This window comes from Novosphingobium pokkalii, assembly GCF_014652855.1.
Lineage (GTDB): Bacteria > Pseudomonadota > Alphaproteobacteria > Sphingomonadales > Sphingomonadaceae > Novosphingobium > Novosphingobium pokkalii.
In genome coordinates this window covers 211525-225502 of sequence record NZ_BMZP01000001.1, presented here as the reverse complement: position 1 = coordinate 225502, position 13978 = coordinate 211525, and the positions used below count along the sequence as shown (strand labels likewise).

Below are 13978 nucleotides of genomic sequence, written 5' to 3'. Positions count from 1 at the left end.
TTCAACCCACGGCGCGCAGCCGTGCCTCCCGCTGCTGGCCGGTGGCGACCAGTTGCATGATGTCGAGAATGAGCGCGACGCTGCCATCGCCCAGGATGGTGGCGCCCGAGAAGCTGTGGACGTCGCGGTGGACGCCGGACATCGACTTGATCACCGTCTGGTGGCTGCCGATGATCTGGTCGACGACCAGGCCGACGCGCTCGCCGGCGGCGGAGATCACCACGATCTTCTGGTGCTCGTCCGGCTCGGCGCCGGTGTCGAACAGGTCGTGCAGGCGCAGGAACGGCACCAGTGCATCGCGCAACTGGATCATGCTGCGCCCGCGCGTGCGCCGATCTTCCTCGGCCGTCAGCTCGATGCACTCTTCAACCGCGGCCAGCGGGATGACGTAGCAGCCATTGGCCACGCGCACGAGCAGCCCCTCGATGATCGCCAGCGTCAGCGGAATGCGCAGGGTGAACGTCGAACCCTTGCCTTCCTGGCTGGCAATGTCGATCGTGCCGCGCAGCCCTTCGATCGTGCGCTTGACCACGTCCATGCCCACGCCGCGCCCTGACAGGTTGGTGACCTGCGCAGCGGTGGAAAAGCCGGGGTGGAAGATCATCTGCAACAGCTCGTGATCCGACAGCGCCTGGCCGGGCTGGATCAGGCCGTTGCTTTCGGCCTTGGCGCGAACCCGCTCGCGGTTGATCCCGCGCCCATCGTCGGTGATGGTGATCAGCACTTCGCCACCGGCGTGCGCGGCCGTCAGCATCACGCGCCCGGTGGCGGGCTTGCCGGCCGCCAGGCGTTCCTCCGGCGTTTCCAGCCCGTGGTCGCAGGCATTGCGGATCAGGTGGACGATCGGATCGGCCAGTTGCTCGGTCACAGTCTTGTCCACCTCGGTGGCCTCGCCTTCGGTCAGCAGTTCGATGGCCTTGCCGGTATCGCGCGCCAGATCATGGATCAGTCGGCGGAACCGGCCGAACAAGTTGGCCACCGGCACCATGCGCAGCACCATCATCGTGTCGCGCATCTCGCTCACCAGTCGCTCGATCTCTTCCGAGATGGAACGCAGCGCCACTTCGCCCGAGGCGCCGATCAACCCGCTGTTGGCCAATTGCGACAACCGGCTCTGGACAATCACCAGCTCGCCCACGCGGTCCATCAGCACGTCGAGCCGCTCGGCCGGAACACGCACGCTTTCCCCGGCGCGCGGCGCCTGGCGCGCGGCTGCGTCGGTAGCGGGCGTCGCCACGACGGGCGCTGCGGGCAGGCTGCTGCCTGGCTCGGGCTGCGGCGCTGGGCCGGCGGCGCTCTCGATCGCCACGCTGGCCAAAGGCGTGAGTTCCATGTCCATGTCGTCCATCACGAAGATGAACACGTCCTCGATCGCCTCACGGGCGATGGCCCCGGTCAAGGTCACGTCCCACCCGATCAGGCATTCGGTGGGAATGAGGTCGGGCAGGGGCGGCAGCGCATCGCACAAGGCGACGACGCGGCATTCGCCCAGCTCGCGCAGTTCATCGAGCAGGCTGAGCGGGTTGGTGCCATTGGCGAGTGCGCTCGGCGGCAGGCGGAAGCGCAAGTGCCATCCCCCTGCGCCTTCAGATGCGGCTTCAGGCGCAGCATCTTCGGTTTCCGGAGCAGCGGTCACGGTCCCGCTTTCGGGCAAAGCAGCCTGCAACCGGCCCAGGATCGCTGCGCCCGTTGCTTCCAGCCCGCTGCCGTCGCCATCGACCAGCGCGCGCATGTGGTCCATCGCCGAGAGGATCACGTGGACCAGTTCGGCGGTGGCCGGAAAAAATCCCTTGCGCACGCGGTCGAACGCGGTTTCGCAATGGTGGGTGAACGTGGCCAGCGCATCGAACCCGAACATCGCGCCCGAGCCCTTGAGCGTGTGCAGGCCACGGAACACGGCATCGATCAGGCCGCGATCGTCGAGCCGGTTGGAGAGATCGAGCAGCGCCTGTTCGATCTGGTCGAGCAGGTCGCCTGCTTCCACGCGAAACGCGGCAATGGGGTCTTGGTCGCTCACCGGCCCAGCACCTTCTTGGCAATGCGCAGGAGTTGGTCGGGCTGGAACGGCTTGACCAGCCAGCCCGTGGCGCCGGCGGCGCGCGCTTCCTGCTTGAGGGCATCGTCCGACTCAGTGGTCAGGAAGATGATCGGGGTGCCCATCTGCACGGGCAGCTTGCGGATCTCGCGGATCATGCTCAGCCCATCCATGTTGGGCATGTTGAGATCGGTGATGATCATGTCGAACTTCTGGCCCTGCGCCTTGCCCAGGCCCTCCAGGCCGTCGCAGGCTTCGGTCACGGTGTAGCCGGCGCCGGTCAGCGCAATCCGCGTGGCCAGGCGCAGGCTGCTCGAATCGTCTACGGTCAGGATCGAGGCGGTCATTGCGGACGTTCTCCGTGGAACCAGAAATCAAGGGTTTCGGGGCTGGGGTCGGTCAGGAAGCCGGCGCGGCGCAGCAAGGCGGTGACCGCCGGGTTGGCCGGGGCAGACAGGCGCAAGGCGCGGCTGTCGCGCACCGCATGCTGCCGTGCGGTTTCCACCAGTTGCACCATCGTCAGGTCGACATCGGCAAGGTCGGACAGGTCCAGCACCAGCGCGGCATGCGCCTCCATCGCCTCGGTCAGCGTGGACCAGGCGGCGGTGATGGTTTGCATGTTGGCCACTGGGCCAAGGCTGAGGGTAAAACTCATGGCGCACTCCGCAGAACACGTCATGGGTTAGGGCTACCTCGCTGAAATCGCGGTAAGGGTGCCCTGCGTCATTTCCCTTAGCTCTAGGCTCTGTGCTGTCTTGCGTTGTTCGCTGTTCGAGAAGGTTTGGGTATCAGCTCAGCACTGCGCTCGCCGCCTGACCAGCCAACTGGCTATTATGCTGGCCAACCCGGCGATACTGCCAGTCAGTACGGCTCGGAACCAGTCAGGCGTGCTAGTTGGCAGCATGCTGTAGGCACCCAATGTGGCGCAGAACATTATGGTCGCCATCGACGCGTAGAACTGCAACCTTCTGCGTTGTCTCCACGGCCCTACCAACAGCATGGCCGCAAATGCAATCCAGGTTGCCCAAGCCAAGAGGCTTAGTGCGACCCAGCTTGCATGACCGGTCATCGCCCCGTGCAGATTGAGCAGCCGTCCGTCTGACAGAACCGTGAAAAACACGATCACTGCAAACCACAGGGAGAAAATCACTTCTGCCGCTGCGCGCACTGTACGCCTTTCTGGGATCATGCCCATGGCATCCTTAATTCCCAGGGTTTTGCAAATCCGTTCCTGATCGGCAACCATGAAGTCACCACTTGCAAAATCAGGCAGATTGGCGCCGCAACACGGCGATTGCCGCTGACAGTGGTATGCGGCTAAAGGCAGCCGGACCCTCGCTTCCCTTCTCTGCCAGGCGGATTTTTCACGTGACCGACCGCAAGCCCATTGACGCTGCCGCCGTTGCCATCATGGTCGTGCTCTGCGCGATCTGGGGATCGCAACAGGTGGCGATCAAGCTGGTCGCCGATGCGATGAGCCCGCTGTTGCAGATGGGGCTGCGCTCAGGGCTCGCGGGCCTCGCCACGCTGGCCGTAGTGCTGTGGCGCGGGGAAGGGCGGGTGATCAACCGGCAGACCCTGGCGCCGGGCCTGGCCATCGGCCTGCTGTTCGGCACCGAGTTCCTGCTGGCCGGCGAAGCGCTGCGCTTCACCAGCGCCTCCCACGTCACGATCTATCTCTACACCGCGCCGATCGGGGCGGCCCTGGCGCTTGGCCTGCTGCGCCCGGACGAGCGCCTGCGCGCCGGCCAGTGGCTGGGCATTGCGCTGTCGTTTGCCGGGGTGGTGCTGGCGTTCAGTGGCGGCGCGGAAGGGGCGGGCTATCCCGACGGACGGCTGGGCGATGCCCTGGCTCTGGGCGGTGCCTGCGGCTGGGCCTGCACCACGCTCGTGCTGCGCAATTCCTCGCTCGCCAATGCCCCCGCTTCGGTGACCTTGTTCTACCAGTTGATGGGCGCTTTCGTGCTCTGCACGCTGGCCGCACCGGTGCTGGGGGAGACCACCATCCACCTCACGCCGGGGCTGCTTGCCAGCCTGGCGTTCCAGGTGGTGATCGTGGCGTTTCTCAGTTATCTTACTTGGTATGCGCTGCTGCGCCATTACAGCGCGGCGCGGCTCGGCGTGCTCAGCTTCATGACGCCGATGTTCGGCGTGGCTGCCGGGGTCGCGGTGCTGGGGGACAAGCTCGACGCCGCCTTCATCGGTGGTTCGCTGCTGATCCTGGCCGGGATCGTGATCGTCAGCACGGCCGACACGCTGCCGGCCTGGCTGCTGCGCTGGCGCCTGCGCGAAGCCTAGCTCTTGGGCGTCAATTCGCCGATCTTGTCGAGTGCCTCGGCTTCCATCGCCTGAAGCTCGGTCATGGTCTTGAGCAGCGCGCTGTGCTGGCTTTCCAGCTTGCGCAGCCGGCTGCGGATATGCGCCACCAGGTGCTGCAATTGCTCCAGTCTGGTGGGATCGACATCATAGAGATCGAGGAATTCCTTGATCTCGCGGATGGTGAAGCCCAGGCGCTTGCCGCGCAGGATCAACTGCATCCGCGCCACTTCGCGATGCGAATAGATCCGCGTGTTGCCCACCCGCGCCGGCTCGATCAGGCCCTTGTCCTCATAGAATCGCAAAGTGCGATGAGTCACGCCGAGGCGCTTGGCCACGTCCTGGATGCCCTGGAGGCCGTCTTGCGGCACGGGCGGCATGGGTTCCACCGGCGCATCGGGTGGATCGGGCAGAGCGTCGATCATGGTGGCCAAAAGTTCCCCCCAAAATGGCATTACCTATTGCGCCGCAAAACGCGGATTGCAACTGCCCGAAACGGCGTTGGCGTCACGCCTGCGTCTTGGCCCGTTCCTCGGCCACCAGTTCCTTCTTCGACAGCTTGCCGACCATGGTCTTGGGCAGGCTCTGCCGGATTTCCACCGCGCGCGGCACTTCGATCTTGTTGAGTTGCTGCGCCAGGAACGCGAGAATTTCCTCGGGGCTGGCGGTCTGGCCGTCGTGCAGCTTGACGAAAAGCTTGGCGCTCTGGCCGCGATATTTGTCGGGAATGCCGATGGCGATGGCTTCCTCGATCGCCGGATGCAGATAGGCCGCTTCCTCGATCACGCGGGGATAGACGTTGTAGCCGCCGCTCAGGATCACGTCCTTGAGCCGGTCGACGAGGTAGAGATAGCCATCCTCATCCAGATGGCCCACGTCGCCCGTGCGCAGCGCACCATCGACGAAGACATTGGCGGTATCGTCCGGGCGCTGCCAATACCCGGCCATGACCTGCGGCCCCCGTACGCAGACTTCGCCGTTGGCGCCGATCGGCAGGATCGTTTCGGGATTTTCCGGGTCGCGGATCTCGATGTGCGTTCCCGGAAAGGCCTGGCCGCAACTGTTCGCACGGATATCGCCATCCACCGGATTGCAGGTTACGATCGGCGAAGCTTCGGTCAGGCCATAGCCTTCGCAGATCCCTGCGCCGGTGCGCTGTTCAAACGTCTGCCGCACTTCCAGCGGCAGCGGTGCGCCCCCGGAAATGCAGGCGCGCAGGCCGGAAAGGTTGGGAATTTTGGCATCGTCCAGCGCGTTCATGGCAATGAACAGCGTAGGCACGCCGAAGAACAGCGTCGGCGGCTTGCGCTTGATCGTGGCCAGCATCGCGTCCATTTCAAAGCGCGGCATCAGCACCAGTTCCGATCCCACCAGGATCGAGAAATCGAGCACGGCGGTCAGCGCAAAGACGTGGAAGAACGGCAGGACCGCCAGCGTGCGTTGTGGTGCAGGCAGATCGCCGTGGATGTGCGCCTGCTGTTGCAGGGCATTGGCTGTCAGGTTGCGATGAGTCAGCATCGCACCCTTGGGCGTGCCGGTGGTGCCGCCGGTATATTGCAGCACGGCCAGATCATCGGGCACCAGCGCCACCGGGCGTGGCGGATCGCCGCGCGCGATCAGGTCGCAAAAGCGCATGTGCAGAGCATCGTGGGCATAGCGGGCATGGTCGCGCCGCTTGAACAGCCGCCAGCCCCAGGCCTTCACGCGCGGCAGGATGCCGGCCATCGGGCAGACCAGGATCGTCGCCAACTGGCACTCTTCGGCAATAGCGCGCACTTTGCCATGGATTTCGCGCAAGTCCGGCACTGCCACCACGCGCGCGCCACTGTCGGTCAACAAGTGCCGCATCTCGCTTTGCGTGTAGAGCGGGTTGAGGTTGACCACCACCGCGCCGATCTTGAGCGCCGCGAAATAGAGCACGATGTAATAGGGCGTGTTGGGCAGGCACAGCGCCACGCGGTCACCCCTGCCCAGGCCCATGTCCTGAAACCCGCGTGCCGCCCGCTCGACCAGGCGCCACAGCGCGCGATAGGTCCAGGTGCGCCCCATGAAATCCACAGCCGGGCGGTCGCCATGATCGCGCACGGCGTTATCCATGAAATCGCCCAGCAGCATCGCCGGCGGTGACCAATCCGGCGGCAGGGTATCGCGGTGGGTAGGGGCCTCGATCTGGGAAGCAGCGACCATGTCAGGTTCCGGCAAGAGGGAAGGGAAGGCATTGGCAGCAGGGAGGCGTGGCGCCGGAGCCGACCTGGCCCCGGCGCCACTGGCGATCAGAACGCGAGCCGCCCGCCCAGCGAGAGCACCACGACATGCGCCTTTTGCAGCATGCCATTGACCAGGATCGGCGTCTGCGCGGCGGTCCCGGCATAGGCTGCGGTCACGCGGTTGACCGGCGCGTCGTCCAGCGTCAGGTAGTTCGCCGCCACGTCCACCTTGAACGCCTTGCTCAGCGAATGCGTGGCGCCCAGGGCAAAGTTCCAGCGATTGCTGTCGGGCACGCGGGCATCGCGCTCGGTGGGGCGCACCGGAGACACGTCACGCTGCACGCCGCCGCGCACCGTCCACTTCGGGCTCAGGTCCGCGTCGAAACCGACCGAGACCGCCCAGGTGTTGCGATAGTCTTCCGGAATCGCGGTGTTGAGCGGGCTGCCGAGCTTGATCGAGTCGAACTTGGCCCAGCCAAAGCGGGTGGCCTGCGCGTTGAGCGTGAACACCGGGCTCACCTTCCAGCGGCCGCCAAAGGTGAGCTGCCACGGCGTGGTGAAGTCGGCTTCGGTCGAGATGTTCATGTTGTTGGCCGCGAGCGGACCGAGCAGGCCGGCCACGGTGACGTCACCCTTGAGCTTGTGAGTGATGGCCGACTTGTAGCTCAGGCCCACGGTAACGGCCTTGCCACGGAACTGCACGCCGGCCGACCAGCCCACGTCCCAACCCTTGCCCTTGAGCGTCTGGCTGCCGTCGGGCAGCGTGGCGAGCAGGTTGGGCAGGGCGTTGCCGAGCGTGGCATCGGCATGCTCCACGTTCACCGCGCCACCGATCGAGATCACCGGGGTAAGCTGCACCGCCAGCGAAGGCTGGATGTCGATCGTGCGCAGGCGGGTGGTGAGCGCGGTGTAGCGCGCCCAGCTCGTGTTCGAATACTCGGTGGTGAAGTTGTAGGGGGCGGTCACGGCCAGGCCCACGGCAAAGCGATCACCCAGTGCATGCGCGATCGCGCCCGAGGGCACCACGCCCTTGTGGATCGGATTGTGGGCCACGCTGTCACCACCGACGGCGGTTGCCGGCTGGCCAGGGCGCTTGATCAGCGTACCGTTATCCACCACGTCGCCCGAAGGCAGGATGGCGGTGGCGCTGAGCATGGCTTCGCCGCCGGTCATGCCGCCGATGCTGGCCGGGTTCCACCACAGGCTTTCCGCGCCGGTATCGGCCACTTCACCCGAATAGGCGCGCCCGGTTGCCTTGGTCGACTGGTCCTGAAGATAGAAGCCGCCCGCCAGGGCGGGGCTGGCAAGCCCGGCGGTTCCCGCCAGAAGTGCGGCGCAGGCCAGGGTGCGGCGGTGGTTCAGGGTCATCTCTCTCTCACTCCCATTTGAATTCTTGTGATGCTTGTGGTTTCGCGCTGATCAGCGCAGCCGCTTCCAGGTCTGGGTCTTGCACAAGGGCCAGACGATGCAGCCCTTGAGCTTGAGCGTGTCGGCGTCAGCGATGGTGATCGTCGCCTTGTAGGTGCCGCCGTCTTCAGGGTTGTAGATCGAACCACCTTCCCAGCCGTCGTTGCTGCGCGTGAAACCTTGCAGAATGGTCAGTCCCTTGAGCGGACGATTGCGCAGGGCGGGGTTCTTGTTGTTGCTGTCGGCAAAGGCCGGGTTTGCGCGAATGTGGTCGGATTCCAACAACCGGCCACAGATCGATGCGCCGCAGGGCGCGATTTCCACCACGCCGTGCTTGGAAGGGGTGGCCCAGCGGCCGATCGCCTGGTCTGCCGGCGTGGCGAGCGTGGGGGTGGCATAGGTGGCCGCCGCTGCCCCGATCAGGGATATTACGGTCACGGCCAATAACGGCTTACCTTTCATCGTTCTTCATCCTCGACCCAACGACCGAACGGGCAGAACCAGAAGCCTGGTCGTGCGTTTCGGTATCCGGTTACCACCCGGCCTTTCTTGCCTTTGCCGGTGTGCGACTCACTCTATGCCCCAAATTTTGGTTGACGTATAGGGAAAGTTGAGCACCATTACGGACGAAAGCAGCGCCAAGGGTGATTCCGGATGAATCGGACTCGCATCGCGGAAGCTGCCCCACCTGACGAGGATGCCAGACACATGCCCAACGCGGTTATCGCCGGATACGCCCGGTCGCCGTTCCACCTTGCCGGCAAGGGCGCGCTCGCCCGCACCCGGCCCGACGATCTCGCCGCCGCAGTGATCAAGGGCCTGGTCCAGCGCACCGGCGTTTCGCCCGAGGCGATCGAGGACCTGATCGTCGGCTGCGCCTTTCCCGAAGGCGAACAGGGCTTCAACGTTGCCCGCCTGATCGGCATGATTGCCGGCCTGCCGCGCTCGGTCGGAGGGATGACGGTCAACCGCTTCTGCGGCTCGTCGATGAGCGCGATCCACTATGCCGTGGGCCAGATTGCCGCCGGTTCGGGCGACGTCTTCATCGCTGCGGGCGTCGAATCGATGAGCCGCGTGCCGATGATGGGCTTCAACCCGCTGCCCAACCCGGCCTTGGCCAAGGTCAGCCAGGCCTATATCGGCATGGGCGATACCGCCGAAAACCTCGCCAGCCAGTATGGTCTTTCGCGTGAAACGCAGGAAGCCTTTGCCGTGGCCAGCCAGGACAAGGCCGCTGCGGCCATCGCCGCCGGCAAGCTGGCGGACGAGATCGTGCCGATCGAGACCAAGGCCGGCCTGGTCGACACCGATGGCTGCCCGCGCCCCGGCACCACGGCTGAAACCCTGGCAGGGCTCAAGCCCGCGTTCAGCGCCACCGGAACGGTGACCGCCGGCACCTCCTCGCCGCTGACCGATGGCGCCAGCGCGGTGATCGTGGCCAGCGAAGACTATGCCCGCGCCCATGGCCTGCCGATCCTGGCCCGCATCAAGGCCATGGCCATTTCCGGCTGCGCGCCGGAAATCATGGGCATCGGCCCGGTCGAATCGAGCCGCAAGGCGCTGGCCCGCGCCGGCATTTCGGTGTCTGATCTGGACGTGATCGAACTGAACGAAGCCTTTGCCAGCCAGGCGCTGGCCTGCATCGCCGATCTTGGCCTCGACACCGCCAAGATCAACCTCGATGGCGGCGCGATTGCCCTTGGCCACCCGCTCGGCGCCACCGGCGCGCGCATCGTCGGCAAGGCCGCCAGCCTGTTGCAGCGCACCGGCGGCAAGTATGCGCTCGCCACCCAGTGCATCGGCGGCGGGCAGGGCATCGCCACGGTACTGGAGGCAATCTGATGAGCCAAGCCATCCGCAAGGTCTGCGTGATCGGCGCAGGCACGATGGGCGCGGGCATCGCCGCCCAGGTGGCCAACGCCGGCGTTCCCGTCCTGCTGCTCGACATCGTGCGCGATCCGGCCAACCGCAACGCCGTGGCGCAAGGCGCGCTCGATCGCCTGGCCAAGGCCGAACCCGCCGCGTTCATGAGCAAGCGCGCGGCCAAGCTGGTCGAAGTCGGCAATATCGAAGACGATCTGCCCCGCGTCGCTGAATGCGACTGGGTGATCGAAGCCATCGTCGAGCGCCTCGACCTCAAGCATGCGCTCTATGAAAAGCTGGAAGGCGTGCGCCGCCCCGGCACGGCGGTCTCGTCCAACACCTCGACCATCCCGCTCGAACAGTTGATCGCCGGGCGCAGCGAAGGCTTTGCCCGCGATTTCCTGATCACCCACTTCTTCAACCCTCCGCGCTACATGCGCCTGCTCGAAGTGGTCGCCGGCCCCGCCAGCGATCCTGCGCTGGTGGCGAACGTCAGTGATTTTGCCGACCGCGCCCTGGGCAAGACCGTGGTGCGCGCCAAGGACACGCCGGGCTTCCTGGCCAACCGCGTCGGCACGTTCTGGATCCAGCAGGCGATCAACGCCGCAATCGATCTGGGGCTGACGGTGGAAGAAGCCGACGCCGTGGTGGGCAAGCCGATGGGTGTGCCCAAGACCGGCGTGTTCGGCCTGGTCGATCTGGTCGGGATCGACCTGATGCCGCACCTCAAAGCCAGCCTGACGGCCACGCTGCCGGCCGACGATGCCTATCGCGCCATTGCCGTCGATCATCCGCTGATCATGAAAATGATCGCCGATGGCTATACCGGCCGCAAGGGCAAGGGCGGGTTCTATCGCCTCAACCGCGAAGCCGGCAAGCGCAAGGAAGCGATCGACCTCGCCACCGGCGAATACCGCGCTGCCGCCAAGCCGCCGTCGCTGCCCGGCGCCGTGTTCAAGGACTTGAAAGCGCTGGTCGGCCTGTCCGGCAAGCTGGGCGCCTATGCCTGGGCCGTGCTGGGGCCGACGCTGTCCTACGCCGCTTCGCTGGTGCCGCAGGCGTCCGACGATATCGTCGCCATCGATGTGGCGATGAAGCTGGGCTACAACTGGAAGTTCGGTCCGTTCGAACTGATCGACAAGCTTGGCACCGCCGCCTTCGCACAGCGGCTCCAGGCCGAAGGCAAGCCGGTTCCGGCGATTGTCGAACTGGCCGCCGGCCGGCCGTTCTACCGCGTGGAAGGCGGCAAGCGCCAGGCGCTGGGCATTGATGGCGAATACCACGATGTGGCCCGCCCCGACGGCGTCGTGCTGCTGGAAGACATCAAGCTTTCGGCCAAGCCGCTGCTCAAGACCGCTTCGGCGGCGCTGTGGGACGTGGGCGATGGCGTGGCCGCGATCGAGTTCACCGGCAAGATGAACGCGCTCGATGCCGAAGTCATGAAGCTGATCGGCCAGGCGATCCCGCTCGTCGCCGAAAAGTTCAAGGGCCTGGTGATCTACAACGAGGGCAGCCATTTCTCGGCCGGCGCCAACCTGGGCCTGGCGATCTTCGCCATGAACATCGCCGCCTGGGGAGAGATCGAGAAGCTGGTTTCGGGCGGGCAGCAGGCGCTGAAGGCGCTCAAGTATGCGCCGTTCCCGGTGGTCGGCGCACCGGCCGGCATGGCGCTGGGCGGCGGCTGCGAAGTGTTGCTCCACTGCGATGCGATCCAGGCCCATGCCGAAAGCTATATCGGTCTGGTCGAATGCGGTGTCGGCCTGGTGCCGGGCTGGGGCGGCAATGGCGAGATGCTCGACCGCTGGCGTCACAATCCGGCCCTGCCCAAGGGGCCGATGCCGGCCGTGGCCAAGGTCTTTGAAACCGTCTCCACCGCCACCGTGTCCAAGTCTGCCGCGCAGGCGATCGAGCTGGGCTTCCTGCGCCCGACCGACCAGGTGACGATGAATCGCGATCGCCTGCTCGCCGATGCCAAGGCGCGCGTGCTGGCCCTGGCCGAAGGCTATCAGCCGCCCGAACCGCCGGTGTTCCGCCTGCCCGGTGCCGGTGGCAAGACCGCGCTCGACATGGCCGTCCAGGGCTTTCGCGCGCGGGGCATGGCCACGCCGCACGATGAGGTGGTATCGGGTGCCCTTGCGCGCATCTTGACCGGCGGCGATGCCGACGTGATCGATACCGTGACGGAAGAGGATCTGCTGGCGGCCGAGCGCCACGAATTCACCAGCCTGGTGCGCAATCCCGCGACACAGGCCCGGATCGAGCATATGCTCAAGACCGGCAAGCCGCTTCGCAACTGATTGAGGAGATTTGCCATGCAGATCTATACCGCTCCCCTGCGCGACATGCGCTTCGTGCTCAACGAATTGCACACCGATGATGGCTTTGGCGACATTCCCGCCCTCGCCGATTTCACCCCCGACCTGACCGAGGCGGTGCTGACCGAAGCGGCCAAGCTCTGCCAGGATGTGCTGCTGCCGCTCAACCGCAGCGGTGACGAGGAAGGATGCACGCTGGAAAACGGCGTGGTGCGTACCCCCAAGGGCTTCATCGAGGCCTACAAGGCCTTCACCGAAGGCGGGTGGAACGCGCTGGTCCTGCCGCCCGAATGGGGCGGGCAGGGCGCGCCCGAAGCGGTGGGCAAGCTGGTCGAGGAAATGATCTGCGCGACGAACGTGTCGTTCAGCCTCTATCCCGGCCTCACCAACGGGGCGATCGCCGCGCTGACGGTCTATGCCAACGACACGCTGAAGCAGGAATACCTGCCCAAGATGGTCAGCGGCGAATGGTCGGGCACGATGTGCCTTACCGAGCCACACTGCGGCACCGACCTTGGCCTGCTGCGCACCCGCGCCGAACCCGATGGCGAGGGCGGCTACAAGCTGTCGGGCGCCAAGATCTTCATCTCGGCCGGCGAGCATGACCTGACCAGCAACATCGTCCATCTCGTGCTGGCGCGCCTGCCCGATGCGCCAAAGGGCGTGAAGGGGATCAGCCTGTTCCTGGTGCCCAAGTACCTGCCCGATGCCGAGGGCAACCCTTCGGTCCGCAACGGCGCCAAGTGCACCGCGATCGAACACAAGATGGGCCTCAAGGCTTCGGCCACGTGCCAGATGCTGTTCGAGGATGCCAAGGGCTGGCTGGTGGGTGAACCCCATCGCGGCCTGGAAGCCATGTTCACGATGATGAATGCCGAGCGCGTGGGCGTGGGCATCCAGGGCCTGGGCATTGGCGAGGCGGCCTATCAGTCTGCCGTGTGGTATGCCAAGGACCGCCTGCAAGGCCGCTCGCTGTCGGGCGCCAAGCACCCGGACAAGCCGGCCGATCCGATCATCGTCCACCCCGACGTGCGCCGCATGCTGCTGACCATGCGCGCGTGGAACGAAGGCTGCCGTGGCGTGTCGGCCTGGGTGGCCCGCGCGCTCGATGCGGAAAAGCATGGGGCGGAGCCGGAACAGCGCCAGCGTGCCGCCGATTTCGTTGCGTTGATGACCCCGGTGGTCAAGGCGATGTTCACCGATCTCGGCCTCGAAAGCGCCAGCCTTGCCGTGCAGTGCTATGGCGGCCACGGCTTCATCCGCGAAAGCGGGGTGGAGCAGTACATGCGCGATGCCCGCATCGCCATGCTCTATGAAGGCACCAACGGCATCCAGGCGCTCGACCTCGTCGGCCGCAAGATGCCCGCCGAAATGGGCCGCTACCTGCGCAGCTTCTTCCACCCGGTCAGCGATTTCATCGAGGCCAACCTGGAAGACCCGGCCATCGGCAAGATGGTTGCCGGCCTCAAGCGCGCGTTCGAAGCCTTGCAGGGCGCAACCGCAATCATCGCCGAGCGCGGCATGAAAGATCCGGAAGAAGGCGGCGCCGCAGCCACCGACTACCTGCGCCTGATGGGCCTCGTCGCGATGGCCTATTGCTTTGCCAAGGCCTCGAAGATCGCCAGCCGCGCGCTCATGTCGGGCAGCGGCGAAGCAGGCTTCTACAAAGCCAAGATCGATACGGCGCGCTTCTTCTATGAAAAGCTGCTGCCGCAAAGCGCGTCGCTCTATCTGGCGATCAAGGCCGGCAAGGGCTCGGTGATGGATTTCGCCGAGGAAGCGTTCTGACGATCGCCTGAGGACTCAAACCATCTGGATCGCCTTCCTTTGCAGGG

At 65.6% G+C, this 13978-nt stretch carries 12 protein-coding genes; 4 read left to right on the top strand and 8 right to left on the bottom strand.

All coding sequences use genetic code 11. The features are described from left to right. Nucleotide 1: 1 nt before the first annotated feature. The 4 genes from IE191_RS01040 to IE191_RS01025 all read right to left on the bottom strand — a co-directional run bounded on the left by IE191_RS01040 (nucleotide 2) and on the right by IE191_RS01025 (nucleotide 3281). Nucleotides 2-2017: a chemotaxis protein CheA gene (locus tag IE191_RS01040; protein WP_191322482.1), complete on the bottom strand. Its 2016-nt coding sequence runs from the start codon at nucleotides 2015-2017 to the stop codon at nucleotides 2-4. Beyond that, on the bottom strand, nucleotides 2014-2382 hold the full coding sequence (locus tag IE191_RS01035) for a response regulator (protein ID WP_191322481.1): 369 nt from the start codon (nucleotides 2380-2382) through the stop codon (nucleotides 2014-2016). Before IE191_RS01035 ends, IE191_RS01040 begins: the two co-directional genes overlap by 4 nt. Further along, the gene (locus IE191_RS01030) at nucleotides 2379-2690 is read right to left on the bottom strand and encodes an STAS domain-containing protein (protein ID WP_191322480.1); all 312 of its coding nucleotides are present in this window, start codon (nucleotides 2688-2690) and stop codon (nucleotides 2379-2381) included. The genes IE191_RS01035 and IE191_RS01030 overlap by 4 nt, the downstream gene beginning before the upstream one ends. A gap of 138 nt (nucleotides 2691-2828) precedes the next feature. Further along, the gene (locus IE191_RS01025; RefSeq protein ID WP_191322479.1) at nucleotides 2829-3281 is read right to left on the bottom strand and encodes a hypothetical protein; all 453 of its coding nucleotides are present in this window, start codon (nucleotides 3279-3281) and stop codon (nucleotides 2829-2831) included. A 122-nt stretch (nucleotides 3282-3403) separates the two neighbouring features. On the opposite strand from IE191_RS01025, the gene IE191_RS01020 reads away from it, so the two are divergent. Then, nucleotides 3404-4333: a DMT family transporter gene (locus IE191_RS01020; protein WP_191322478.1), complete on the top strand. Its 930-nt coding sequence runs from the start codon at nucleotides 3404-3406 to the stop codon at nucleotides 4331-4333. Here IE191_RS01020 and IE191_RS01015 read toward each other — a convergent pair. The 4 genes from IE191_RS01015 to IE191_RS01000 form a co-directional block, all read right to left on the bottom strand. Continuing rightward, complete coding sequence (locus IE191_RS01015) at nucleotides 4330-4731, bottom strand: MerR family transcriptional regulator (protein WP_191322678.1); 402 nt, start codon at nucleotides 4729-4731, stop codon at nucleotides 4330-4332. The genes IE191_RS01020 and IE191_RS01015 overlap by 4 nt on opposite strands. Before the next feature lie 127 nt (nucleotides 4732-4858). Next, nucleotides 4859-6466 (bottom strand): long-chain-fatty-acid--CoA ligase, encoded by a 1608-nt coding sequence (locus IE191_RS01010; protein ID WP_191322677.1) that lies wholly within the window; start codon nucleotides 6464-6466, stop codon nucleotides 4859-4861. A gap of 158 nt (nucleotides 6467-6624) precedes the next feature. Then, a complete protein-coding gene (locus IE191_RS01005) occupies nucleotides 6625-7926 on the bottom strand; it encodes an OmpP1/FadL family transporter (RefSeq protein ID WP_191322477.1) in 1302 nt (433 codons plus the stop codon). A gap of 51 nt (nucleotides 7927-7977) precedes the next feature. Further along, nucleotides 7978-8394: a DUF2147 domain-containing protein gene (locus IE191_RS01000; protein WP_229815042.1), complete on the bottom strand. Its 417-nt coding sequence runs from the start codon at nucleotides 8392-8394 to the stop codon at nucleotides 7978-7980. Between the two features lie 279 nt (nucleotides 8395-8673). On the opposite strand from IE191_RS01000, the gene IE191_RS00995 reads away from it, so the two are divergent. Genes IE191_RS00995 through IE191_RS00985 form a run of 3 tightly spaced genes read left to right on the top strand, consistent with a single transcriptional unit; the run spans nucleotide 8674 to nucleotide 13931 of the window. Next, a complete protein-coding gene (locus IE191_RS00995; protein WP_191322475.1) occupies nucleotides 8674-9807 on the top strand; it encodes a thiolase family protein in 1134 nt (377 codons plus the stop codon). Beyond that, the gene (locus tag IE191_RS00990) at nucleotides 9807-12125 is read left to right on the top strand and encodes a 3-hydroxyacyl-CoA dehydrogenase/enoyl-CoA hydratase family protein (protein ID WP_191322474.1); all 2319 of its coding nucleotides are present in this window, start codon (nucleotides 9807-9809) and stop codon (nucleotides 12123-12125) included. Before IE191_RS00995 ends, IE191_RS00990 begins: the two co-directional genes overlap by 1 nt. Before the next feature lie 15 nt (nucleotides 12126-12140). After that, nucleotides 12141-13931, top strand: coding sequence for an acyl-CoA dehydrogenase C-terminal domain-containing protein (locus IE191_RS00985; RefSeq protein WP_191322473.1), 1791 nt, complete (start codon nucleotides 12141-12143; stop codon nucleotides 13929-13931). Nucleotides 13932-13978 lie beyond the last annotated feature (47 nt).